23 protein-coding genes are annotated in these 23,158 nt (G+C 44.2%); 14 read left to right on the top strand and 9 right to left on the bottom strand.

The genetic code is table 11. From position 1 onward, the window contains the following. Nucleotides 1–250: 250 nt before the first annotated feature. Entirely contained in the window at nucleotides 251–1,276 is a 1,026-nt protein-coding gene (locus tag MED222_RS16485) for an IS110-like element ISVisp6 family transposase (protein WP_009845955.1), read from the bottom strand. A gap of 107 nt (nucleotides 1,277–1,383) precedes the next feature. Between MED222_RS16485 and MED222_RS16490 the strand changes: the two genes are divergently transcribed. The 4 genes from MED222_RS16490 (at nucleotide 1,384) to MED222_RS16505 (ending at nucleotide 4,928) form a co-directional block, all read left to right on the top strand. Further along, nucleotides 1,384–1,857, top strand: coding sequence for a hypothetical protein (locus MED222_RS16490; RefSeq protein ID WP_009845954.1), 474 nt, complete (start codon nucleotides 1,384–1,386; stop codon nucleotides 1,855–1,857). Nucleotides 1,858–1,868: 11 nt separating this feature from the next. Next, nucleotides 1,869–3,362, top strand: coding sequence for a DUF5677 domain-containing protein (locus tag MED222_RS16495; RefSeq protein ID WP_009845953.1), 1,494 nt, complete (start codon nucleotides 1,869–1,871; stop codon nucleotides 3,360–3,362). A gap of 133 nt (nucleotides 3,363–3,495) precedes the next feature. After that, nucleotides 3,496–4,092 carry a DJ-1/PfpI family protein gene (locus MED222_RS16500; RefSeq protein ID WP_009845952.1) on the top strand — a complete coding sequence of 199 codons (597 nt, stop codon included), beginning with the start codon at nucleotides 3,496–3,498 and terminating at the stop codon, nucleotides 4,090–4,092. Between the two features lie 134 nt (nucleotides 4,093–4,226). Then, nucleotides 4,227–4,928, top strand: a complete 702-nt coding sequence (locus MED222_RS16505; protein ID WP_009845951.1) for a lipoate--protein ligase family protein — start codon at nucleotides 4,227–4,229, stop codon at nucleotides 4,926–4,928. A gap of 57 nt (nucleotides 4,929–4,985) precedes the next feature. Here the strand turns inward: MED222_RS16505 and tsaA are convergent, their stop codons facing one another. Further along, nucleotides 4,986–5,387 carry a tRNA (N6-threonylcarbamoyladenosine(37)-N6)-methyltransferase TrmO gene (gene tsaA, locus MED222_RS16510; protein WP_009845950.1) on the bottom strand — a complete coding sequence of 134 codons (402 nt, stop codon included), beginning with the start codon at nucleotides 5,385–5,387 and terminating at the stop codon, nucleotides 4,986–4,988. A gap of 45 nt (nucleotides 5,388–5,432) precedes the next feature. Continuing rightward, nucleotides 5,433–6,323: a DMT family transporter gene (locus MED222_RS16515; protein ID WP_032555097.1), complete on the bottom strand. Its 891-nt coding sequence runs from the start codon at nucleotides 6,321–6,323 to the stop codon at nucleotides 5,433–5,435. A gap of 119 nt (nucleotides 6,324–6,442) precedes the next feature. Here MED222_RS16515 and MED222_RS16520 point away from each other — a divergent pair, with 119 nt between their 5' ends. Next, the gene (locus MED222_RS16520; RefSeq protein WP_009845948.1) at nucleotides 6,443–7,033 is read left to right on the top strand and encodes a TetR/AcrR family transcriptional regulator; all 591 of its coding nucleotides are present in this window, start codon (nucleotides 6,443–6,445) and stop codon (nucleotides 7,031–7,033) included. A gap of 62 nt (nucleotides 7,034–7,095) precedes the next feature. On the opposite strand, the gene MED222_RS16525 is transcribed toward MED222_RS16520, so the two are convergent. Together MED222_RS16525 and MED222_RS16530 are read right to left on the bottom strand one after the other, a co-directional pair. Continuing rightward, on the bottom strand, nucleotides 7,096–7,905 hold the full coding sequence (locus tag MED222_RS16525; protein WP_009845947.1) for an SDR family NAD(P)-dependent oxidoreductase: 810 nt from the start codon (nucleotides 7,903–7,905) through the stop codon (nucleotides 7,096–7,098). A 281-nt stretch (nucleotides 7,906–8,186) separates the two neighbouring features. Beyond that, on the bottom strand, nucleotides 8,187–10,259 hold the full coding sequence (locus MED222_RS16530) for an alkyl/aryl-sulfatase (RefSeq protein WP_009845946.1): 2,073 nt from the start codon (nucleotides 10,257–10,259) through the stop codon (nucleotides 8,187–8,189). 186 nt (nucleotides 10,260–10,445) lie between these two features. Between MED222_RS16530 and MED222_RS16535 the strand changes: the two genes are divergently transcribed. Next, entirely contained in the window at nucleotides 10,446–11,360 is a 915-nt protein-coding gene (locus tag MED222_RS16535) for a LysR family transcriptional regulator (protein WP_032555096.1), read from the top strand. Nucleotides 11,361–11,448: 88 nt separating this feature from the next. Here MED222_RS16535 and MED222_RS16540 read toward each other — a convergent pair whose 3' ends face one another. Further along, nucleotides 11,449–12,279, bottom strand: coding sequence for a DMT family transporter (locus MED222_RS16540; RefSeq protein WP_032555164.1), 831 nt, complete (start codon nucleotides 12,277–12,279; stop codon nucleotides 11,449–11,451). A 265-nt stretch (nucleotides 12,280–12,544) separates the two neighbouring features. On the opposite strand from MED222_RS16540, the gene MED222_RS16545 reads away from it, so the two are divergent. The 5 genes from MED222_RS16545 to MED222_RS16565 all read left to right on the top strand — a co-directional run bounded on the left by MED222_RS16545 (nucleotide 12,545) and on the right by MED222_RS16565 (nucleotide 17,022). Continuing rightward, complete coding sequence (locus tag MED222_RS16545; protein ID WP_009845943.1) at nucleotides 12,545–12,934, top strand: VOC family protein; 390 nt, start codon at nucleotides 12,545–12,547, stop codon at nucleotides 12,932–12,934. A gap of 51 nt (nucleotides 12,935–12,985) precedes the next feature. Beyond that, complete coding sequence (locus MED222_RS16550) at nucleotides 12,986–13,510, top strand: hypothetical protein (protein ID WP_032555163.1); 525 nt, start codon at nucleotides 12,986–12,988, stop codon at nucleotides 13,508–13,510. A gap of 170 nt (nucleotides 13,511–13,680) precedes the next feature. Continuing rightward, nucleotides 13,681–15,120 carry a 6-phospho-beta-glucosidase gene (locus MED222_RS16555; RefSeq protein ID WP_009845941.1) on the top strand — a complete coding sequence of 480 codons (1,440 nt, stop codon included), beginning with the start codon at nucleotides 13,681–13,683 and terminating at the stop codon, nucleotides 15,118–15,120. A 99-nt stretch (nucleotides 15,121–15,219) separates the two neighbouring features. Beyond that, entirely contained in the window at nucleotides 15,220–16,218 is a 999-nt protein-coding gene (locus MED222_RS16560) for a LacI family DNA-binding transcriptional regulator (RefSeq protein ID WP_009845940.1), read from the top strand. A gap of 240 nt (nucleotides 16,219–16,458) precedes the next feature. After that, the gene (locus MED222_RS16565; RefSeq protein WP_032555162.1) at nucleotides 16,459–17,022 is read left to right on the top strand and encodes a sugar O-acetyltransferase; all 564 of its coding nucleotides are present in this window, start codon (nucleotides 16,459–16,461) and stop codon (nucleotides 17,020–17,022) included. Between the two features lie 63 nt (nucleotides 17,023–17,085). Here MED222_RS16565 and MED222_RS16570 read toward each other — a convergent pair whose 3' ends face one another. Continuing rightward, nucleotides 17,086–18,273, bottom strand: a complete 1,188-nt coding sequence (locus tag MED222_RS16570) for an MFS transporter (RefSeq protein ID WP_009845938.1) — start codon at nucleotides 18,271–18,273, stop codon at nucleotides 17,086–17,088. 281 nt (nucleotides 18,274–18,554) lie between these two features. On the opposite strand from MED222_RS16570, the gene MED222_RS16575 reads away from it, so the two are divergent. Further along, complete coding sequence (locus tag MED222_RS16575) at nucleotides 18,555–19,436, top strand: LysR family transcriptional regulator (RefSeq protein ID WP_009845937.1); 882 nt, start codon at nucleotides 18,555–18,557, stop codon at nucleotides 19,434–19,436. Between the two features lie 154 nt (nucleotides 19,437–19,590). Here MED222_RS16575 and MED222_RS16580 read toward each other — a convergent pair whose 3' ends face one another. Continuing rightward, nucleotides 19,591–20,088 carry a hypothetical protein gene (locus tag MED222_RS16580; RefSeq protein WP_009845936.1) on the bottom strand — a complete coding sequence of 166 codons (498 nt, stop codon included), beginning with the start codon at nucleotides 20,086–20,088 and terminating at the stop codon, nucleotides 19,591–19,593. A gap of 139 nt (nucleotides 20,089–20,227) precedes the next feature. Beyond that, nucleotides 20,228–20,761, bottom strand: a complete 534-nt coding sequence (locus tag MED222_RS16585; RefSeq protein ID WP_009845935.1) for a dihydrofolate reductase family protein — start codon at nucleotides 20,759–20,761, stop codon at nucleotides 20,228–20,230. 93 nt (nucleotides 20,762–20,854) lie between these two features. On the opposite strand from MED222_RS16585, the gene MED222_RS16590 reads away from it, so the two are divergent. Next, on the top strand, nucleotides 20,855–21,418 hold the full coding sequence (locus MED222_RS16590; protein ID WP_009845934.1) for a TetR/AcrR family transcriptional regulator: 564 nt from the start codon (nucleotides 20,855–20,857) through the stop codon (nucleotides 21,416–21,418). 162 nt (nucleotides 21,419–21,580) lie between these two features. Further along, on the top strand, nucleotides 21,581–23,113 hold the full coding sequence (locus tag MED222_RS16595; RefSeq protein ID WP_009845933.1) for a phospholipase D family protein: 1,533 nt from the start codon (nucleotides 21,581–21,583) through the stop codon (nucleotides 23,111–23,113). Nucleotides 23,114–23,158: the final 45 nt, after the last annotated feature.

The following is a 23,158-nucleotide window of genomic DNA, read 5'->3' as shown; positions in this document are numbered from 1 at the left end:
GGTTGTCAAACATCCGCTAAACTTATGTTGATGGGTTTTGGACTGCCGCTCTACATTCGGCCTACTTATCGACGATTCGCATACGTCGTGGCCCTGATGACTTGCGCGACTGCGGTGCCTTATTCGTTAGATGACATCTGGTGTGTCCGCCGCATTAACAGGCTCTCCGCAAGTGGTCTTAACCTATCTCCATCATTAGCGTCTGCAATGACCCGGTGGGTTTAACTCTTTATGCTGCTTAGGTTTCTACTTAAGCAGCATAGTTTTCATATTCGGTTTGATTGTGTAAAAGCGACCATATAATTCGTGCGTTCTTCGCGGCAAGTGCCACTATCGCTCGGTTCATTCCTCTTCGTTCTAGAACGCCTCGACACCACTGACTTAGCTTATCTTGCTTGTCGCCAAGGTTGGCAATGACTGTCCTTGCCCCGTGAACTAATAGTGTTCGTAAGTATTTGTCGCCGTGTTTGGTTATTCGACCTAAGCGAGGCTTTCCTCCCGTCGAATATTGCTTTGGTACGAGTCCTAGCCAAGCAGAAAAATCACGGCTTTTATCAAATTGAGTGCCATTGCCTATCGAAGCGAGTATCGCAGTCGCGGTTTGAGGTCCAATGCCCCGAACCTTCATCACTCGTTGAACATTAGTGCTGACCTTAGCAAAAGAATCGAAGACTTGTTCAGTATCGGCGATACGTTGATTCAATTCTCCAAGGTGGTGATAAGCATCGGCAATCACCGTTCTTGCGAGGTGTGGCAGTTCATTTTCTGCGTCTTCCAGCATTAAGGGAACCTGTTTCATTAACGAAGAGCGGCCAACAGGAATGACCAACCCGAATTCAGAGAGTAGGGCACGCATGCGATTCATAAGCGCGGTACGTTCACGAACCCAATGCTCTCTCATTCTATGTACCGATAAGATGGCTTGTTGCTCGGGGGATTTTACGGGTACAAAGCGAGTTGATGGTCGCTGAACAGCTTCGCATATGGCAACAGCATCATTAAGGTCGTTTTTTCCCTTAGTTCGATAAGGAATTACGTATTTAACGGCCATAATGCGGGCGTCGTGACCGAGTGTATTGAGTGTTCTTGCCCAATAATGTGCACCACCACACGCTTCAACGCCTATACGCATGAGTGGCATATTTGCTATTGTAGTCAGTAGTTTAGAGCGAGTTACTGACTTATGAAGTATGACCTTACCATTTTGGTCTACGGCATGAAGACTAAAGTGGTTTTTAGCTAGGTCGATACCGCAGAAATAAGAATAATCAGACATGGTGCCTCCGATGCATTTAAGTACCACATAAGTGTGGCAGATCTTCGGTAGGGGGAATCCATGTCATTCGTTAGCACGTTTTTTAAGTTAATTATAAAAAGGGTAGTATGGAAATTTCAGAAAAATTAATGACTGCGATTATTGCAGGAGGCGTATCACTTTTTGTTGCTTTGATTAGTTTTGTTACGAATGTGTATCAAAACAATATGGCTGAGAAAAAACTTAAAACGGAAATCAAAAATAAGTTTACTGAAAAGTTGTATGAAAAGCGAATTGAGTTATATCCAAAAGCTTTTTTAATCGTTTCAAAAATACAGAAAAGAAAAGCTCCTGAACTAATTATTTCAAAAGATCTGCAAGCTAATGTGTTAACTGAGTTAAATTTATGGGCAGAAAATGAAGCAGGATTGTTTTTATCTAAGGATGTAATTAAATCATATTATTCGCTACGAAAAGAATTGGGAAATAACCCTGGCGATGGTGAAAAATATACCAAAATACAAGCAGATAAAATTTGGAAAGCACGTACGAATTTTCGTTCAGCTTTGAGGTCTGATATTGCTCTTTTACATTATAAATAATTGGAGTTGTAATGGCTAATAAGAAAAAAAATAAAGGAAAATTAGACTCACATCAAAAAAAAGGAAGTAGTTTAATTGCTCCATTTAATCAAATTCCAAACCGAAACTCTATGTCTTGGGTTAATGACCGTCTTCCTTGTATGTTGTGGGCTGGTTTATTGATTAATGGGCTTAGTAGAGATAATGCCCTAGAGGTTTTCAGAGAAATTGGAACTAAGCTAGGGTTGGAGCATAAAGGTATTGACGAAGGTGAAAAGAAAATGCCAAGAATAGGTCTTTATGGCCTTTCTATTATTGATAAAACATTAAAAAATGAATTTTTTAATGTTTTAAGTTTACACCCTGAATCAAAATCAGCTTTGAGACCACTTTTATTGTTAGATTGTCTACCAATGCGCGAAAAGTGGCTTGAATTTTGTGGAGAGGTTGATGTTAAAAAAGAAGATTGGAAAGTTTTAGCACAAACTACTGCTCTATTATTAGATCATCAGTCACAAGAAGCGACTGATTGTCGATGGGCGTATTTATTACCGAGTGTAAATTCAGGTATGTTAGTGCTACAAAATGAAGAACAATATAAAGAGTTTCAAGAATATCCATATTATCAAGACCAAAGAAAAGTTAGGCCATTTATCCGAAGTACTGAAATGTCGATCAGTAATACGGTATTAGAAAATGATAGTTATAAAACAGATAAAGAAATATATTCAAGAGCGTTTTGGGCTGAATGTAAAAATAAAACAGATTGTTTTATTTCGTCACCAGCTAAATATGAAGCTTCATTTAATATTACAAAAACACTTGAAAGTATAGAAAGTTGTTGGGGTGAGCTTAGTCAGCACTTTGTGGAAACTGATACTTTTACACATGTACAGGCTAAAAGGGATGCTTCATTTGGATTTTGTTTTTATGCGTTAACTATCTCTAGGGAAGGATTATTGTCTTCGGGGATAATGGTAACATCTAAATTTTCATTAAGAGTATTAGCTGAACTATATATTACATTCTCATACTTGGTTGCTACTAATGATAAGAAAATGTGGGATGTATATCGTACATATGGGTCAAGCCAAGCAAAATTAACATTTATTAAGCTAGAGGAAGTTTTAGAGGATAAGCCTGAATATTTGAAAAAATCACAAATTGAAAGTTTAGCTAATGAAGATATCTATATGGATTTTCAAGATATTGAACTAGGCAATTGGGCTAAAATCGACCTGAGAAAAATGTCGATTATAGGCAAATGTAAAGATATATACGATGCATATTACTCATGGCCTTCAACGTATGCTCATGGGCAATGGTGTGCTGTTCGAGATACCGTTTTTACGACATGTTTGAATCCGTTGCACAGACTACATCGTGTACCATTGCCTCGACCTAAATATGAAGATCACGCAGAGAAAGATTTAGTCAAATTAACTAACATGACGCTCGATTTATTAAATAAAATATATCCGACGTTTGAACACAGATTATTATTAGTCCGCGATGAAACGTGCTAACAAATGCATCAATACGATTTGCTACATTCGGCATTCTGGGTTTCTTTGAGTTTACCGTGTTAAGTGGTAAATTTGAGCTTAATCTGCATGGTAGCAAACGTGTTATGCAGGCGTTAGGCAAATAGGAATAAATATGGATATTGCTGTACTAACTTTTAACGGATTTAATGAACTGGATTCATTTATAGCTGCGGGCATTTTGAACCGCATGAAAGACGCCGGTTGGAATGTGCAAATAACGAGTCCATCTCAATACGTCACTTCAATGAACGGAGTGACAATCAAATCTCAACAGCCTCTCGAGTTTGCTAACCAAGCCAACGTCGTATTATTTGGCAGTGGTGCACTAACGTGCGATATTGCGAAAGACAGAGATATACTTTCAAGGCTAAAGCTAAACCCTGAAACTCAGTTAATTGGTGGACAATGTTCAGGTACGTTGCTCATGTCAGTACTTGGTTTACTGCATCAAATACCAGCTTGTACCGATTTAACAACGAAACCTTGGGTTGTCGAATCAGGAGTTACCGTTTTAGACCAACCCTTTTATGCTAAAGGTAATCTTGCGACAGCAGGTGGTTGTTTGTCATCAAAGTACTTGGCTACCTGGGTAATTAGCAAGTTGTCGAGTAGGGCGGATGCTGAATCGGCAATTCATTATGTCGCGCCAGTCGGTGAAAAAGAAAGCACGGTTCAGCACTGTATGTCAGTAGTCGGTGCGTATCTGTAAATTTTGCCTAACAAACAACTATAGTGCCAATAGCTAAATTTTGGCGCTGTTTCCATCCCATATAGCCCTATCTATCATCAACCATTTCAGAGCGTTAAATGGTCGGTCACCACAATCTGTAGAGGGAAAGTGCATTGAAGTTAACGAATAAACTCGTACGTTACCCGCACATTGATGTTGATCGTGCGTTTGAAAAAGAAGCTGAGTTATTGCAGCAAATACAGGCCGGTGAAATTGCGCAAGCCTTAATGCTTTGGCAAGCAAAAACGCCGACACTTGTTTTGCCTGCGGGTAAAAAGTGGCCAGTGACGTTAGAGTCTAGAAAGCAACTTGCGGCACAAGGCTGGCAACTTACCTCGCGTAAAACAGGTGGCGCTCCCGTTCCTCAATTGCCGGGGATCATTAACCTGTCGCACATCTACCATTGGCCTCGTGATGAAGCTTACAACATCCAAAAAGCGTATCTACATCTGTGCAATGTCTTAACCCTGTTTTTTAAAGAACTAGGTGTCGATGTGGATGTACACGCGACTCCTGGCTCTTATTGTGATGGTGACTACAACCTCAATATCAATAAACAAAAAATAGTGGGTACTGCACAACGTGTATTGCTTAAACAAGGGGGCGGCCAAATCGTACTTTCGCAAGCTTGTATCTTGTTGGATGTCGACCTAGAGAACATCGTTGCGGCCGTGAATTTTTATAATCAAGTTTGTGGAAATCCAACCGTGGTGGATGCGCAAGTTCATACTCCCTTGTCCGCGCATTTGACGAGCCTTCCCAACGTAGATTCACTCTTTCAGCAGTTAAGCCAAGCTTTCATCAAGTATGCGTAATGCCTTCCTTTGGCTAACGCACAGCTCGCTTTGGGTTTAGGAAGGCCAACTTCTCGCTTATCCCTTCTCTTTATAGATCGCTGGCTTGATATCCAACAGTGGTGTGTTGTTCAAGCAGTCCAAGCCTCTCACGGTTACGGTGCCATTCTCGATTTTTTCAATCGGTAGCACGGCGGCACCGATTGGGTTTGGCCTGTGCGGTGAACGTAGTGCGAAGGTGCCTTTGGTCGGTGTTTCTTCATACCAGCTTTGTATCAGTTCATCTCGATTCGCGCCTTCTAACCAATACAAGATCAAGATGTGGTCGCCGGTGTTTAAGCCTTGTAAACCCGGCTGAAACGCGTTGTCTAACTTGATTTCACCGAGAGGGCCGTTGTCCGGTTGGATATTATTCGGGCAATCCGAAGCCGAGTGATAAGGCGTGGCAATTCGGCCAATAAATTGCAGTTCTGCAGACATCTTCAGCTCCTATTTAGTTCTTTATTTATCTCTTTATTAATCGATTTATTTGTCATCGTTTTTCATGGTCACTAAGGTGTAGATGAAGATCGTAATCAAGATCACCACACCGCCGATAATACTGGTCGTTGGCGGAATTTCGGTGAAGAAGATAAACGCCCAAACTGGTGCTAATACAGTTTCCAACATCAGAGTCATTGATACCTCTGGCGCGGTAATGTGGCGCGTTGCGACCATAGATAACACTCTGCCGACAGGTGCCGTAAACAAGCCCATCATGCCCATGATTAACCACGTTTCAACGCTGTAGCTTGATGGCGTTGCGAAGAAAAACATCACAACCGCTAGCAACAAACCACCTAGGCCCACACTCGCCAATCGGCTGACGTCTTGATATTTACGCAGCAAGGTAAACATCATAGATAAACAGATCACTGCGAATACCGCCAACGCATCGCCCATCCAATTGCCTGAAGAAAATGAACCTGAAACCACAATCGTAATACCAATCATCACCGCAACAATGGCAACCAAAGTCGATCGACTAGTGGCTTCTTTCAAGATCAACCAGCTGAAAACAGCGGCAACAGCAGGGGCGGCACTAAGGATCACAAAGGTATTGGCAATCGAGGTCATCTTAATGCTGAACACCAAGCCTGAGGCACTGCCGAGCATAAGAATACCCGCAGCCAACAATGGCCAACCGCTCTGAATCACAGCTTTACGTATTCCGCGTTTGTCGTTGAACTTAAGCAAAATCGGCATCGAGATCGCGCTGAATAAGCCGAACAAAAAGGCAGTATCGAATCCACTGACACCGGCATAACGAATGAAGATTGGATCAATACTCATTAACACGGCACCTGCGATCGCGAGGGTAAAGCCGAGGGTTCGTGTGCTTCTTGCTTCAGTTTTAGGGAGGTTCATTGTCGTCATTTCTCTATCCAATTATCTATTACCAATAAATCATACCAGCGAGTATGATTTTAAGAATTGGTTGAGTCAACACAAATCATACTTTAAAGTATGATCTCTGTTTTGGGGTGGATGAAGTAATGAGTAAGATTGAGCAGAACAAAGAGAAGAAACGACTCGCGATTTTAAAAGCTGCTAAAGCTGTTTTTTTAGCTGAAGGTTTTACGCTCGCGAGCATGGATGTGATCGCAAGCGAAGCCCAGATGACTAAACAAACGCTCTATCGATATTTCTCATCAAAAGATGTGTTGTTCAAAGCGACATTGCAGCAAATGGGGGCTCAGTTTGATGAGCTTTCTGTCGAGCAGTTAAAAATCTCTGATAATTATCAGGCATTGTATGGGTTCGCTACGGCCTTTTTGGCGTTTCATTTGTCGGACGAACATATCGCTACGTTGAAGCTATTGATTGCAGAAAGCGGTAAGTCTCCCGCTATCTTGGAAAGCTTTATGTCGGTAGGTGAAAACGAAACCGATATTGCACTCGCTCAGTTTTTCAAGGATAGGTTTGATACCGAAGATGTCGCCACTAAGGTTACTCTTTGGACGGGAATGCTATTAAGCTTGAGAAGCGGCGTGTTGATGGGGATGCCAAAACCAAACCTACAAGATATTGAGCAACATGCTCGCGTAAGTACGGAGTTTTTGTTGGCTGCGCTGAATACAGATTGATGTTGTGGAGTGCTCCTAAATACGGAGCTCTCATTGTATCTGACTAGTGAGCGTGGCATTGGCTAGAGCAGTTCTGTAAGTAACTGGTCGAGAGTCGTCATCAGTTTCTGATTTTTCCCCGTATTTAATGCATCAGCATGAGGGGCTTTAAATAGCCCCGAATCATTATCAAAATACTTCCCTGAAGCGTTAGAAAACTCTTCCGATAGTGCGGCTCGGCATAAGATATCAGCGCCAATCCCTAAGTCATTACCTTCCAAACCATACGCATCTTTAACCAATTTACTGCCAAGAAATGAGGCCGGATTAACGGGAATGATTAGAGGCCCTTGATCTCTTAATTGGTGCGCTAGATGGATTGACCACATCGTTAACGCCAACTTACTTTGTGCGTAGATGGGGCCATCTAAAGCGTCAGGATTTGGGCTGACAAGTGCCTCGAGATCGACCGATGACTGAGCGGCTGAAGATAGATTGACGATGCGACCGTTGGCATCAAAAAGTGGTAGCAGCTTTTGAGTCAGTAAATAAGGGGCAATGGTGTTCACAACAAAACGTACATCAAGGTTGTCTGAGGTGGTGACTTCCGAAACCTTGTATACGCCAGCATTGTTAATGAGTACATCGAGCTGTTCATGCTTCGACTTTATTTGGTTGGCGAGGGCTTTAACTTCAGAAAGAGAAGAGAGATCAGCAACATAATTTTCGATAATCGCATCCTTGGATAATCGAGAAAGGCCGGCTTCTACTTTGCTGAGTTTTGTTGGGTTACGTCCATGGATAAGGATGTGATGCCCTTGTTGGGCTAACATTTTCGCGGTCTCTAAACCGATACCATCTGTCGCACCTGTAATCATGATCTTTTTTCGCATCTTCCTTCCTTGAATAAAGAGTCCGGACAACTTTTATAACAAAGTTTGATTGCACAAAGTTTCTACTACTTCACATGCTGAGATATAGAAAGTACGGATGTGTATTACGATTGAGAAACCGTGAAACAAGGGTGTGGCTTTTCATTTTATTTTCTTGATATCGAGTAAAGCTCAAATCAAAAAAGCCTCAACCAGTTTAATGGTTGAGGCTTGGTCGTATTAGCCTTGTTTCAGCCTATTTAGGCCAGTTTGACGTTGTAATTATTTTACCTAAGAGCTGCTTAGTGAGCGTGCTCGTGTGAATCTTGGTACAACTCAGCGTCGACTTCTTCGCCTTTGTTTGGACGAGGAACAATCTCAAAAGAGGTGTCAGCTTCTGTCAATGAAGACAGCAGTTTGTTCAACGATGTTTTGTCTCCTTTCACGCCCGCTTGGCCATCTTCCAATAATTGGTTGAGTGTCGTTTTCTTCAGTACGATGTCTGATACATCTGATTTGTTGATGACCAGTGTGGTATCGGCATCTTGCAGTTCGCTCACTTGAATGTTGTTCAGGTTGCCATTCGACATCTCTACGTAGTAGAACTCTTTCACATCAGGTAATTGGATATTCATGGTAAACGGCGTGTCTTGCGCCTTCAATGAGTCCACTTTTACCGCTAAGTAATCCAGCAAGTTTTCGATGGTCATGTTCGCCAATACATCCGGAGAAGCCGTTTTTGGTGCACCCGGTTGTGTGCCGATACGCAGTTCTTGAGCACCTGTTAGATAGATGTTTCTCCACCCTGCGCCTTCTGATTGGTAGCCTAGCTGTTCATAAGTATCGGCCAGTAAACCACGCGCTTTTTTGTTCTCAGGTTCCGCTTGGACAACCTTGTTCAGTGCCGTTGCAACGAAGCGATATTCACCTTCTTGGAAATCTTGCTGCGCTTTCTCAATCACCGCGTCACTGCCACCCATGTATTCAACAAACTTAACTGACTCTGGGTGAATTTGTAGTGGGTTCAGATTGGCTGGGTTCATGTCGAAGTAACCAAGGTACATGTTGTACACCGCACGAGCATTGTGAGAGTAAGTACCGTGGTAACCATTGGTGTGCCAAGACTGTTGAATGCTGTCTGGCAGGACTTTGTAGATCTCGTCGCCAATGTCTTGCAGAACAACACCATTGTTCGCAAGGCGAAGTGTTTGGTTATGAGTGAAACCGTAAGCGTCACGCTGCATTTTTAGGTAGTCAGAGATTTCTTGTTCGCCCCAAATTGGCGATGAGTGAGAGGCAAATAGCACCTCGGTATCTTCACCCCAAGTGACCAACATCTCGTTGATTTTCTTAGACCACTTCAAGCCATCACGTACTTTTGCACCACGCAATGTGTAGAGGTTGTGCATGCCTTGATACGTTAGCTCACCAGTCCAAAGTGCCTTCATGCTCGGAATGTAGGTCACCATTTCTGATGCCGCTTCAGTGCCTGATGCATCCATGAATTGCATCTCTAGACCATCGATAACCAGCGTTTCAATTTCTTCGTTATGGTTAAGTTCGTAATCCGGCAATACGTAAGTAATGGTGCCAGTCGACAAGCCTTTCGCGAGTGCCGCATCCACAATACCGTGCTCATGACGATTCAGTGTTGCGCCATATTGATAAGCGGTACGTCGAGACATCGCATTACCTGCCAGTACGTTTTCGTCGACGATTTCTTTAGTGATGTTTTTAGAACCGTACACTTTTACGTCTGGGTAAGCTTCTTTGATTGCTCGTGCACCGCCAAAGTGATCGGCATGTGAGTGTGAGTAAATCATCGCTACGACAGGTAAGTCGCCACCATCAGGCACGTTGTTCTTGAAGAACTTTAATGACTTAGCCGCGGATTCTTTTGTGAGAAGAACGTCGTAAGCAATCCAACCATTGTCACTGCGGATGAAAGAAATAGACGCTAAATCGGCACCACGTACTTGGTAAACCTTACCCGGGACAACTTCGTACAAACCTTCAGCAGCTTGGTTCAGCACGGCTTGACGCCAAAGCGAAGGGTTTACTGAATCGGGTGCTTGATCGGCATTGTTCACGCTAGGGTCTATGAAGTTGAAGCTGTTGCGAATAATATCGCCAGTTTCTTGATCGAAGCTCGCGATCAACCCTTTGTTGTTATTGTCGAACGCGCGAGTGTCTTCGAAGTTCAGCGTTTTCGCGAATTCTTGGTTTGCTTTCGTCGTCATCTCAGTCGCGTCTTTGCCACCTTGATCGCCTATATCGCTAAAGTGTGCGTGGTCATGGTTAGCTGCAATAGCAGGAAACGCAAGAGAGATTGCTAGGAACAGTGATGCATTTTTGAAAGTGCGTGATGGAGTCATAGGTGCCTCTTCAATTCGGGATTTCGTTTCGTTGAGGAAATTATATGCCTAAGACATATAGCAAAAAATAAAGTAAGCTTTAGTTAACACATCACGATTAGCTATGTATTGAGTCGTACTATGGTTAGGGAACGAAGATAAAACCTGACCTATGATTGATAAGACGACATTGATAGAGAGAATACGGTGAGCGACATGGAAAAGTTGGATTTAAATCTACTGAGCGTGTTCTTAGAAGTGTACCGATTAAAGTCGATCACGCTTGCATCAGAATCGCTTGGTATGACTCAACCTGGAGTCAGCGGCGCTTTGAAACGGCTTCAAGCACAATTGGGTACAGACCTTTTTATTCGAGAGGGTAGAGGTATAACGCCGACCAATGCAGCGATGCAGTTGGCGTTACGTGTAGAGCCCGCATTGGACGGGATAACCAGCGCGGTCAGCACGCTAAAGCAGTTCGATAATCAGCAGCATCATGTGTTTCGAATTTTGGTCAACGAGATCGGTTTAACCAAGCTTCAGCCCCTTGTGGAAAAGGACGAGACGCTTGGTAACATCTCAATTGAATTCAATATGGTGCCAAGCAATGAAGAAGATCTGCTGCAGAGTTTGAGCATGCAGCAAGCCGACTTAGCGATCGATATTCACTACCCACAAGTGAATGGCTATATGAACCAGCAAGTGATTGAAGATGAGCTCGTGCTGATCGCCAAGAAAGGGCATCCAAGGATTGATGGATCGGTAACGGAAGCGCAGTATTATCATGAGAAACACATCACCTTCAGAATGCGTCGCTCTCACCTTTACACCGCGGATTACTTTACAAAAAATCCGATACAGCAGCGAAAAGTCAGTTCCGAATGTGATTCATTGATGACGATGTGTGTGTTGGTCTCTGGCTCCGACTGTGTTGGTAGTACATCTAGAGGTTTTGCTAATCAGTTTGCGGAGCGATTCCAACTGCAAGTACTCGAGCAGCCTTTTGAGGTATTGCCCATGAAACAGTATATGATTTGGCATAAACGAACAGACTTAAACCCGGCACATCAATGGTTAAGAACCAAGATTCAACAATACATGACGAGCTCTCAAAGCTGTTAACGATTCAATGAAAAACGGCTTCCATTTGGAGGCCGTTTTTGTCTCTGTTACTTGAGGGTTTTAATTAGGTTTTTTGGATTCAATCAACTTATTGTGCGCGTTTCTGACGAGCGGCTTTGAGCATTTTCATTGGCGACATTCCTGTCACCAACATGGTGCCGGTGATAACCAGAATTGAACCAACAATCGTATTGATGCCAATTGCTTCATCTAAGAATAAGTTACCCCAGAGAATACCAAATACCGGAATGATGAAGGTCACGGACAGGGCTGAAGGTGCGCCGAGTTCAGAGACGAGATTGAAGTAAAGTAGATACGCTAACCCAGTACATACCGCGCCTAATAAGATAACCGATGTAGTGATCGTAACGTCGGGTGTTTCTCTCATCGGAATAAAGAATACAAATGGCAAAACCAGCAACACCGCTGCCCACATGCTGCCATGGGCATTGTTGAATGCCTCAACTTTAGGGGCTTGTTTCGTATAGTTTGACGCTATTCCGTAGCTAAAGGCCGCCATCACTGCTGCAAAGATAGGAAGCATAGCCTCGCGGCCAATGTTCATCGCATCCCAACCGACTAACACGCCAACTCCCGTTACCCCAATCCCAAGTCCCAATAAAACTTTCGCCTCGAGTGCTGTTTTGGTCCATATCGCACCAATGATTGCCGCCCATATTGGCGCGGTAGAGTTCAAGATGGCGAGTGTCGAGGCGTTAAGTGTCTGCGCGGAATAAGCGAAAAGCAAAAAAGGAAGTGTGGTGTTAAACAGCCCGAGAATGAAGAAGTGTTTAGCGTGATCATGAAAAGAGAGCTTCTTTTTTAAATAGAAAGAAACTAAAAGCAGAGTAAGTGCTGCAAACAGAACTCGCGCTTCAATCAAGACTGCGGGCCCTAATGGATTGGCCGCCATTCTCATGAAAAGAAACGAGCCTCCCCATATAGCCGCAAGTAGTATCAGTTTTAAAAAGCTCACAGTTTGAATCTCTGATTGTGTAAAACCTGACTATGGAGGAAAGATAACTATTACACAAACATAGATACCAATACTGTGCAGCTAATTGTTGGCATTTTGATAACGGAACTGACTATTAAATAGGAACACTTTTGATGAATTATGTTCTGTTTATCCTTCCTTGTCTGACGAGTAATCTAGTGTCATATGTAAACATTAGGTGATAAAAATGAAGATCGAACACATCGCAATTTGGACCAAACAACTCGAAGTGCTTAAACGTTTTTATGAGGATTACTTTGGTGCAACGTCCAACCAGAAATATCACAATCCAAGCAAAGGCTTCTATTCATATTTCTTGTCTTTTGAAAGCGGTAGTCGCTTAGAGATCATGGAAATGTTCTCTGTCCCTGAATCGAAAGACGATATCTATGACCAGTTCACAGGCTTCATTCATATGGCGATATCACTAGGTTCGGAACAAGCGGTCGACCAACTGACTCAACGCTTGGTCGAAGACGGCTATGAGCGCTTAGATGGCCCAAGAAGAACAGGTGATGGCTATTATGAGAGCTGTGTGCTCGATCCTGATGGTAATCGCTTGGAACTTACCGTTTAATGTAGAGACTTAATTGAGTTACTCATCTACTAACGGAACTGAGGTATGACAATGATGAAGCTTGCTGTGACTTTCCTTTTTAGTCTTGGGCTTATGGGATGTGCTACCTCAGAACCGGTGTATGAGCAGGAGACGGACTCGAAACCTGAACCATCACAACCCATAGGTTACCTCGGTTTTAAAGCTCACCAAGAGTGGGCCATTCAATTTAACGACTGTACGGTCTATGATTTAACAGGCGCACAACCCTACCAGTGGTTTGATCGTACTTCAGCCTCTGTAAGCTGTTATGAGTTTAAGCCAAACGATGCTATCGAGCCTCTGTTGGTTTACTCCGAGGCTGACTTCAGAAGCAATAAACTCACTCCGATTAATCGCTTTCAAGAGTTGCAGGTATCAGAATCAGGCTGGGGCATTTTTCCTGCCGTCTACGAGACCAACGGCACCAATTGGCTGAAAGTCAAAGAGGGTTGGATTCACCTCACACTAGCCGATCAGACTTTGGTTCAGTTCTATCCCGGAACTCAAGACCAATCTAGCAAACACACACATGATCAATATTTTGAAGAGCACTGATCGTAACGCTGACTTTTGATTAGTCTGTAGTTCGATCAGAAAAAGATCGTTTAGTCATTGCTGAAACCGGTTTCAATCTGTATCTTTGCTTTTATTGAAATCGGTTTCAGGGCTGTAATGAGCTCTCTAATCCTGATCTTTTTCACGAATAACTTGTAGCGAGTAATGGTATGAACAACGAATTTCCGAACGATTTTTTATGGGGTGGTGCGGTTGCAGCACATCAACTAGAAGGCGGCTGGGATGCGAATGGTAAAGGTGTCAGTGTTGTTGATGTTTTAACAGCGGGCGCTCATGGTGTACAACGTCGAATCACTGACGGCGTGATCGACGGCGAAAACTACCCAAACCAAGTCGCTGTTGATTTCTACCATCGATACAAAGAAGACATTAAGTTATTTTCTGAGATGGGCTTTAAGTGCTTCCGAACCAGTATTGCTTGGACGCGTATTTTCCCAAATGGCGATGAAGCCGAGCCGTGTGAAGCGGGTTTAGCGTTTTACGATGATTTGTTTGATGAGCTGTTGAAATACGATATTCAGCCAGTGGTAACACTGAGTCACTTTGAAATGCCTTACCACCTAGCTAACGAATATGGCGGCTGGATGAACCGAAAAGTGATCGACTTCTTCGTTAAGTACTCGACTACGGTAATGGAACGCTACCAGCACAAGGTGAAGTACTGGATGACGTTTAACGAGATAAATAACCAGATGAACACTTCGGCAGACATCTTCGGTTGGTTGTGCTCTGGTGTTAAGTTCCCGCAATGTGAAAAGCCGCAAGAAGCCATGTATCAAGCGGTTCACCATCAGTTTGTTGCAAGTGCTTTGGTGGTTAAGAAAGGTCACGAGATCAACCCAGAACTTCAGATTGGTGCAATGTGTGCGATGGTGCCTTTCTATCCTCGTTCTTCAAAGCCAGAAGATATCATGGTGGCACAGCAAGCGATGCGTGATCGTTACTTCTTCTCAGATGTGATGGTTCGTGGTCATTACCCAAATTACGCTAAGCGTGACTGGGCAATCAAAGGCTTCAATATTGAAATGCAGCCAGAAGATGAGCAAATCTTGAAAGAAGGTAAAGCGGATTACTTAGGCTTTAGCTACTACATGTCGAATACCTTGGATTCTTCTTCGCATCAGTCAACCGAAGAAGCGATGGACGGCGGTCATGAGAACTCGGTCGATAACCCATTTATCCAGTCTAGCGATTGGGGCTGGCCAATTGATCCAACAGGTTTACGTTTCTGTTTAGCGTCTCTGTATGAACGTTATGAAGTGCCATTGTTTATTGTTGAGAACGGTTTTGGCGCTGTTGATACCATTGAAGAAGATGGCAGCATTAATGATGACTACCGCATTGCTTACCTTGGTGACCACATCAAAGAGATGAAAAAAGCCGTAGCGATTGATGGCGTTGACTTGATGGGCTACACCCCTTGGGGCTGTATCGACTTAGTTTCATTCACCACGGGCGAGATGAAAAAACGCTACGGATTCATTTACGTAGATAAGCACAACGATCAATCTGGCTCACTAGAACGCAAACGCAAGAAGTCGTTCGAGTGGTATAAAGGCGTGATTGCATCTAACGGTACCACTATTTAGAATGCATTTCCCAGCGCAGTTATGTGAACTGTGAGCTGTCATTTTGCAATGAATTAGTCGGCCTATGTCGGCTAATTTTTTATAAAGGAAAAGAAGCGAATGGTAACCATGCTTGATGTCGCGAACCGCGCAGGCGTATCTAAATCGACCGTTTCTCGTGTCTTAAATGGCAAGAACATCGTGCGCCCAGATGTGGTGAAAAAGGTATTCGATGCGATTCAAGAAACAGGTTATCGACCGAACTTGTTGGCTCAGCAATTGGCGACCAAGAAGACCAATTTCATCGGCTTTGTAATCACCAATGAGTTGTTCAATGGCCCTTACTTTTCTTCCTTGATGTATCACGCGGCTTCTTATAGCGAAAAGTCGAACCACCAATTGGTGATCACCGATGGCAAACACAGCGCTGAAGACGAAAGAAAGGCGATCAACTTCCTGCTGGATATGAAGTGCGCGGGCATCATCATCTATCCGCAATGCTTAACCGAAAGCGAGATTGCAAAGATCATCGAAAGTACTGACACACCGATTCTGGTACTCAACCGAGAAATGCCGTCGAAGCCTAATCATGCCATTACCACCGACCATTATCAGAGCGCTTGTTTGATGGTTGAGCACATCATCGAGCAAGGCCATACCGATATTGCAGTGATTCGTGGTAAAGCCGGTTCTTCGACCGATGAGTTGCGTTACCAAGCCTATCAAGATGTGCTAACTAAACAGGGTATTGCATTGGATGAGTCCAAGGTTGTTCAAGGTGATTGGACGATGGAGAGCGGTTATCACGCGGCTCAGGCTCTGGCAAAAAGCAAAACAACATTCACTGCTATCTTGTCGGAAAACGATGACATGGCGATTGGTGCGATTAAGGCGTTAACGGATCTGGAATATTCATTGCCTCAAGATGTTTCTATCGTCGGTTTTGATAACAGCAAAGTGGGGGCGTTTTTAACGCCAAGCTTAACGTCTGTCAGTGTGCCATTAGAGCAAATGACGCAAAAGGCGATCCTGCAAATTGTCGGTGAAACAGAGCAAGCGACCACCATCAATACCACCGGCAGTTTGGTGTTACGTGATTCGATAGCGAAGCTAAATTAGCACTGTTAGAATTTCATATTTCACCTACAAAAAGTGACGAGCTGCGCATCTCTTAAACCAAGCTAAAACACTCCTTATTCACTGTTATTTAGATGTGCGATATTGCGTTTTTGGTCGATGAATTGACCACCATTAGTTAAGTAATGTGAAAACAGTTAAGTCATGTGAAACTAGCTAAGTCATGTGAAACTAGCTAAGTCATATGAAAATAGCTAAGTAATGCGAGAACAGGTAAGTAACGTGAAAACAGAAAAACAAAAAATGCTAGCAGGCGAACCTTATCAGGCTTGGGATAAAGAACTTTATGCCGCTCGTATCGAGTGTCGTAAGGTACTTCAAAAACTCAATAACAGTATTCCTGACACACCCGAATGGGAAGCAGCAACGCAAGAGCTGATTCCAGGCTGTGAAAATGCGCATTTAGAACCTCCATTTCGTTGTGATTACGGCTCGAATATCAAGCTGGGCAAGAACTTCTACGCTAACTTTAACTGCGTGATTTTGGATGTGGCTGAAGTGACTATTGGCGATAATGTACTGCTTGGTCCGAACGTTCAAATCCTGACCGCAGGCCACCCACTCGATGTGAAAGGCCGAGTTGAAGAGGGTGTTGAGTTTGGCACACCGATTAATGTTGGCGACAATGTTTGGCTTGGCGGTGGTGTAATTGTCTGCCCCGGTGTCACCATTGGCGAAAACAGCGTGATTGGCGCGGGCAGTGTGGTAACCAAAGATATCCCAGCCAATATGGTTGCAGTCGGTAACCCGTGTAAAGTGCTGAAAGCGATCGATAACGGACAATAATCAGATGTAAATGACAAAGCCCGAACCTAGGTTCGGGCTTTGTTTTTCTATCCTTGCTAGATGCTAGATGCTAGATGGAACAGCTTGTTGTGCTTGCTTCTTATCTAACGCACCACTGAATCGAGTCAGAACAAGAGCGATCAAAACAATCACAGCACCTACCCAAGGGGTGTTCATTAATCCAGATTTCGCAACAATCAAACCACCGCCCCATGAGCCCAATGCAATACCGACGTTGAAGGCTGCAATGTTCAACCCAGAAGCGACATCGACTGCGTCTGGTGTGTATTTCTCAGCCAGTTTCACAACATACACTTGTAGCCCCGGAACGTTACCGAATGCGAATGCACCCCAAACCAAAATGGTAGCAACAGCTGCGTAAGGGTTTACTGCGGTAAAGTTGAATACCACCAGTACTGCGGCTAAACCAGAGAAGATAACGGTCAACGCTTTAATCGGGCCCATCTTGTCGGCCATTTTTCCGCCCCAGATGTTACCCACCGCCACTGACACACCGTAAACCAACATGATGAGGCTGATTGAGCTCGAATCAAACCCTGATACGTTTTCCAGTATTGGAGCAAGGAAGGTAAAGGCTGTGAATGTGCCGCCATAACCTAGTGCTGTGATAGCGTAAACCAACAGTAATCGTGGTTGAGTTAGAACCTTTAGTTGTGCCGAAACCTTCGCCGCAGGTGGTTGCTTAAGGTTGCTTGGAACCAAGATAGCGCTACCGATAAGAGCAATAAGACCAAGCAGAGCAACGATCAAGAAGGTCGCTTGCCAGCCAAAGGTTTGGCCGATGTAAGTGCCCAGTGGTACGCCGGTTACCAATGCAACTGTTAAACCCGTAAACATGATCGCAATGGCACTGGCTGCTTTATCTTTTGAAACCAAACCTGTCGCGATGGTCGATCCAATCGAGAAGAACACACCATGGGCGAGGCCGGTCAAAATTCGTGCGGCGATCAGCGTGTTATAGCCCGGAGCTTGCCACGCCAATAAGTTACCAATGACAAACAATGCCATCACGGTCAGCAACACCGCCTTACGATTCCATTTGCCGGTTAATGCCGTTAATACTGGTGCGCCAATAGCAACGCCAAGCGCGTATAAACTGACTAATAGGCCTGCCGATGGCAGAGATACATTCAAGTCGCTCGCCATGGTAGGAATCAAGCCTACGATGACAAATTCTGTGGTTCCGATGGCAAAGGCGCTGAGCGTCAATGCAAGTAATGCTAGTGGCATAATCATCTCTCTTACTGTTCTTTGTTAAATACCGAGCGCGATAAAATGGGGCAGCTTTTGGCTGCAATAGGAGCGCTTCGTTTGATGGCGAGGATTATCTAGCAAAATATATTTGTGAAAAATGCCATCATTAACAAATAACCTTTGTGCTATTTGCAATAATTGGAGAGTTAGCCGATCATTGGATTAAGCTGATGAGATCGAAAAGACTCAGATGATTTGAGCTGTGATGAGCACAAGCGTGATGACATTAAACAAAATTAAGATAGCGAAGGAGCCTCATGTTAACCCGTTCAGATGATTTAGAAATGGTACTCACCGTCGTCGATGCTGGTGGTTTTTCTGCGGCAGCAGAGACGTTGGATGTGCAAGTCGCCAAGGTATCTCGTTCGGTGAGTAAGGTTGAGTCGCAACTCGGCGTCTCAATATTCAACCGAACAACGAGACGCGTGGAATTGACGGAGGAAGGGCGGCAGTTTGTCGATTCAGTCAGGGTGGGATTACAAATGATCCAGAGCGCGGAAGAAGAAATCGTGTCGCGCGGTGAGTTGCCTAAAGGTCGTTTAAGAGTCGATGCCGCCAGCCCATTCGTATTCCATCAGCTAGTGCCGTTGGTGCAGTCATTCAAAGAGGCTTACCCAGACATTGAGTTGGAACTCACTTCCAACGAAGGCTTCGTTGATCTTCTCGAAAAGAGAACCGATGTTGCGATTCGAATCGGTAAGTTGTCCGACTCAACACTGCACGCGCGCCCGTTAGGAAAAAGTTTACTCCATATTGTGGCGTCACCTGATTATCTCGCTAAGCGTGGGCTGCCCACCAAACCTGAAGATTTGAGTTCACATCAAATTGTGGGTTTTGCAGGGAACAAAGTGCTTAACCATTGGCCTTTACCAAACCAAAGTGACGTCGCGCCTACTGTGACAGCCAGTAATGGTGAAACCGTGCGTCAACTAGTCTTAGCTGGAAATGGGATCGCTTGTCTGTCGGGGTTTATGGTGCAGGAAGATATGGCTGCGGGTCGCTTAATCCCTATTCTGGAACAAGACAAACTTGCCAACACAGACCGAGAGCGAGTGAATGCGGTTTATTACAAGTCGTCCTCTGTCTCTAAACGTATCTCGGCGTTTATTGACTTTATTCAGCCCCGTTTGAGCTTGTAGGAAAGAATGAAACACTCTTTAGCAGCACACAGCCAAACCGTTATTTGCATCGTTTGAGAACGGGTATTCGTATCAATGTTTAGAGAGCACATATTGTTGTATTGAGATTCGATAGGTGGATGTGATCTCAATAGCGTTTACTGACTTTCAGTGTTTAAAAACCGCCCGCCCACGCATCAAAATCGTCAATGTTGTCGAGCTCTTCTTTAGTTCTTGGGGCTGGGTAATAAGGCAGAGCCAATCTTTGAGCGGAAGGTTGCAGTTCCCAATCGGGCGTAATCTTGAGTCGGGTTAATTCATCGTTGAGGCGCACAAACATATAGTAGCCATCGGTATGGGTATTGGCGTAACTCGCGATTGTGGCGATATCGCCAGAGGGTAATTTTACATCTCGGCCGAGCGGGTAGAGTTGGTGCAATGCGAAACTCACTTTGGGATCTTCAAGTTTGCCTTGCTTAAAGCGTTCTAATCCGATGGCGGTTGAAGTAGTGCGCAGCTTCCACCCTGTGAGGAACAATCCACTCAAGTTATCTTGGAACGGCTTACCCTTTCGATTACCTTCATTGATAATGAATTGAGCCGTCAGCGTGTCTCCCGATTCTTGCAGAATTTTTAAAAACTGTTCACCAGTGCGATCGACCAAAAGCTTCATAATATCCAGCTACCATCAAGAATGAGAGACGATAAAGGGGACTACTTTAGGGGAGGCTTGTGTAGAGACGGTAAAGCTTACGTCGCGTGAACAATGTTTTCGGTGTTGATCCTTTCATGGCCTTAGAGCAACAACAGCTTTAACGCTTACGTAAGTAATGAGTTTGCACGATTTCATCAAGGTACGTCGTGACGCCTTTCAACGTAAAGTCGACCGGAGACACTAAGTCACCAAATAACGGGGATCCACCACCAAGCACGATAGGAATGGTCGAGATGATCAGCTCGTCAATCAGGTCTTCTTTCAGGAAGTTTTGAATGGTGATGCCGCCATCAATGTACAAGTTATTTAGGCCTTTGTTATTCAAATCCGCGACAATCTGTTTAAGCTCACCCTTCATCAAAAATACTTTACCTTCAAGTTCTTGAGGTACTTCATTTAAAGTGTTGCTCAGTACATAGACTGGCTTGCTGTAAGGCCAATCAATGCCAAAGCTCAACACCATGTCCATTGTATTTCGTCCCATGACCAGTGCATCGATACGATCGGTATGAGCGTTGTAACCCATGTCGTCACCGTCTGGATTTGGAATCGCTTGCAGCCAATCTAAGTCGCCTTGTTTGTCTGCAATGTAACCGTCAAGGCTGGTTGCGATGAATACAATATTTGACATTTTTAACCCCGATATCGATGAGAAACTTGGCATCTACACGGTAATAAATTAAAATATTCTACAGTGTAGAAATAAAGTTTAAGAGGTGACGGTATGACTGTCAAGGATCAGAAACGAGGTCGACCAAAGAGTGGATCAAGCCAACTCAGCGCCGAGAGAATTCTCACTATTGCTAAAAGCATGATGCGAGAGAGTGGCAAAGTACCAAGTATTCGAGGGTTGGCGACAGAACTCGGGGTCGATGCGATGGCCATATACCATTACTTCAAAAACAAAAACGATCTGCTTGAGGCAATCACGGTTTCCATGATTGAAGAAGTGGCACAGCCAGAGCTGAATCAAGACTGGCGAGATAACCTATATCGGCTCAGCGTGAGTTACTTGTCGATGCTCAACGAATATAGAGGCTTGTTAGAGACCTTATTGACCATGAAATCCCTCGGGCCGATGGAAGTTTTTAGTGAACGTTTTGAAGCGGTGTTGAGCCCGCTAGCGTTAACCGAAGAGCAAACCCAAAACGCGTTGGATTTGCTGGTGGATTATTTACACGGCTATGCTTTGGCGTTGAACTGCAACCCAGACCGAACTGAACTCACCATTGAAATGGTCGAAAAGCCGCTGAGTTTATACTGTTTGGCACTCACCCAACTTAAGTGATTTGTGGGTGATCTTGACCGGGCTTCTAATTTATAGTCGACAATTACCTATAAATTTCAGGATTTAGCAGTAATAATCAATGAATAGATCGGAATAGCTTGTTCATTGAAAAGCTGTACGGAAAGTTTCTAAAGACGTCATCGTGAAAAGGAAGTCAGATACATGCCTGTGCTCCAACGCATCAGTTTAACGTTAATCTTAATCGCCGTTTTAGGTGGGTGTTCTTCACTTCCTGAAGGCATCGATCACCCGACAGAACCGCCAACCTCTCCTGCACCTAGTTCTTTATCGGTTCTAACCAATGAATTTCAGCCTGAAGCTTTAGAGCAAGGGACCACTGCGGTTCGTCTGCAAGAGTCTGGTTGGGATGCCTTGGCACAGCGATTAGCGCTGGTCGAAAGTGCCGAGCACACCATCGACATTCAATACTACATCTGGAACTCTGACGAATCGGGCAGTTACTTAGCCAGCCGTTTGTTAGCCGCGGCCGAGCGTGGTGTGAAGGTTCGCGTAATGCTGGATGATATCAACCTCAACGAACGTGAAGGTTTGTTGTCGGCACTGGATGCGCACCCTAATGTCGAGATTCGTATCTTCAATCCAACGCCAACACGCCGTGGTTTCAGTAAATGGTTGAGCTTTGTCGGTGACTTTTCTCGTTTAAATCGCCGTATGCACAATAAGTCGTTTACCGTAGATGACACTTTGTCTGTGGTGGGTGGACGTAATATTGGTGATGAATATTTCGACCTTTCTGATGAAATCAATTTCCGAGACCGCGATGTATTAGTCATGGGCTCGGTAGTTAACACCATCCAAACCAGTTTTGTTGAATACTGGAACAGCCGTTGGTCTTACCCTGTCGATATGCTGGGTGATGACGAACAACCTGATCTCTCGAAGATAGATAATATTGTCGTGCCGCATTATCAAAATTATCCTGAATTACCATTAGACCGTGAGGCTGCTGATGGCTTACTGAAAGAGGTGATTGGTGAGATGACATGGGTGAATGCGCGTTTTGTTTACGATCAACCCGTTCCTGATGACTCCGATAATACTGATGAACCGAAAGCGACTGCGATTCTTCTAGGGAAGTTAGCGAGCGAGTCGAAACAAGAGATCTTATTGGAATCCGCTTACCTTGTATTCGATGATGGTCAGCTTGAAGAATGGCAGGTATTGAACAACAAGGGCGTTGAGATAAAAGCGCTAACTAACTCTATGGCGTCTAATGATCTGGTGACTAATCATTCTGCTTATGCAGGCAGACGTTACGACATGTTGGAGCATGGCATCGATCTGTTTGAGCTAAAACCAGAATCTAAGCTGTGTGAAGCATCGACTCAAGACGTGTCTAAATGTGCGCCTGAGACGGCCTATGGCTTGCACGCTAAATCAGTCGTATTCGACCGCAGCATCGCGAGCATCGGCTCATTTAACTTCAACTTGCGCTCTACCTACTTGAACACGGAATCGGTTTTGATCATCGAGAATAAAGAGATTGCTGAAACGTTAGCAGACACCATTGAGCAAGCGATGAGTGAAGATAATAGCTGGCGCTTGGAACTGGAAGACGGTGATGTGTATTGGTATTCAGGCGATCAAAGCTGGGACAGCGAACCAGAAACGGGTAAGTGGGAACGAATGCAGTCAGGCTTTTTGCAATTGCTACCGATTGAGAAATATCTGTAAGCTAGCCGCCTCCGGATAAATAAAAATGTCAGCGTATATTACGCT

Source organism: Vibrio sp. MED222 (genome assembly GCF_000153005.1).
In the GTDB taxonomy this organism is placed as follows: Bacteria; Pseudomonadota; Gammaproteobacteria; order Enterobacterales; family Vibrionaceae; genus Vibrio; species Vibrio tasmaniensis_A.
The sequence above is the reverse complement of the archived record's forward strand: the minus strand, read 5'-3'. Positions and strand labels throughout refer to the sequence as shown.

Bases quoted from the DNA above. Each gene is read 5' to 3' on its own strand.
- MED222_RS16485 (WP_009845955.1), bottom strand. From the start codon at position 1,276: ATGTCTGATTATTCTTATTTCTGCGGTATCGACCTAGCTAAAAACCAC.
- MED222_RS16490 (WP_009845954.1), top strand. From the start codon at position 1,384: ATGGAAATTTCAGAAAAATTAATGACTGCGATTATTGCAGGAGGCGTA.
- MED222_RS16495 (WP_009845953.1), top strand. From the start codon at position 1,869: ATGGCTAATAAGAAAAAAAATAAAGGAAAATTAGACTCACATCAAAAA.
- MED222_RS16500 (WP_009845952.1), top strand. From the start codon at position 3,496: ATGGATATTGCTGTACTAACTTTTAACGGATTTAATGAACTGGATTCA.
- tsaA (WP_009845950.1), bottom strand. From the start codon at position 5,387: ATGTCTGCAGAACTGCAATTTATTGGCCGAATTGCCACGCCTTATCAC.
- MED222_RS16515 (WP_032555097.1), bottom strand. From the start codon at position 6,323: ATGACGACAATGAACCTCCCTAAAACTGAAGCAAGAAGCACACGAACC.
- MED222_RS16520 (WP_009845948.1), top strand. From the start codon at position 6,443: ATGAGTAAGATTGAGCAGAACAAAGAGAAGAAACGACTCGCGATTTTA.
- MED222_RS16525 (WP_009845947.1), bottom strand. From the start codon at position 7,905: ATGCGAAAAAAGATCATGATTACAGGTGCGACAGATGGTATCGGTTTA.
- MED222_RS16530 (WP_009845946.1), bottom strand. From the start codon at position 10,259: ATGACTCCATCACGCACTTTCAAAAATGCATCACTGTTCCTAGCAATC.
- MED222_RS16540 (WP_032555164.1), bottom strand. From the start codon at position 12,279: ATGAGAATGGCGGCCAATCCATTAGGGCCCGCAGTCTTGATTGAAGCG.
- MED222_RS16545 (WP_009845943.1), top strand. From the start codon at position 12,545: ATGAAGATCGAACACATCGCAATTTGGACCAAACAACTCGAAGTGCTT.
- MED222_RS16550 (WP_032555163.1), top strand. From the start codon at position 12,986: ATGATGAAGCTTGCTGTGACTTTCCTTTTTAGTCTTGGGCTTATGGGA.
- MED222_RS16555 (WP_009845941.1), top strand. From the start codon at position 13,681: ATGAACAACGAATTTCCGAACGATTTTTTATGGGGTGGTGCGGTTGCA.
- MED222_RS16560 (WP_009845940.1), top strand. From the start codon at position 15,220: ATGGTAACCATGCTTGATGTCGCGAACCGCGCAGGCGTATCTAAATCG.
- MED222_RS16570 (WP_009845938.1), bottom strand. From the start codon at position 18,273: ATGCCACTAGCATTACTTGCATTGACGCTCAGCGCCTTTGCCATCGGA.
- MED222_RS16575 (WP_009845937.1), top strand. From the start codon at position 18,555: ATGTTAACCCGTTCAGATGATTTAGAAATGGTACTCACCGTCGTCGAT.
- MED222_RS16580 (WP_009845936.1), bottom strand. From the start codon at position 20,088: ATGAAGCTTTTGGTCGATCGCACTGGTGAACAGTTTTTAAAAATTCTG.
- MED222_RS16585 (WP_009845935.1), bottom strand. From the start codon at position 20,761: ATGTCAAATATTGTATTCATCGCAACCAGCCTTGACGGTTACATTGCA.
- MED222_RS16590 (WP_009845934.1), top strand. From the start codon at position 20,855: ATGACTGTCAAGGATCAGAAACGAGGTCGACCAAAGAGTGGATCAAGC.
- MED222_RS16595 (WP_009845933.1), top strand. From the start codon at position 21,581: ATGCCTGTGCTCCAACGCATCAGTTTAACGTTAATCTTAATCGCCGTT.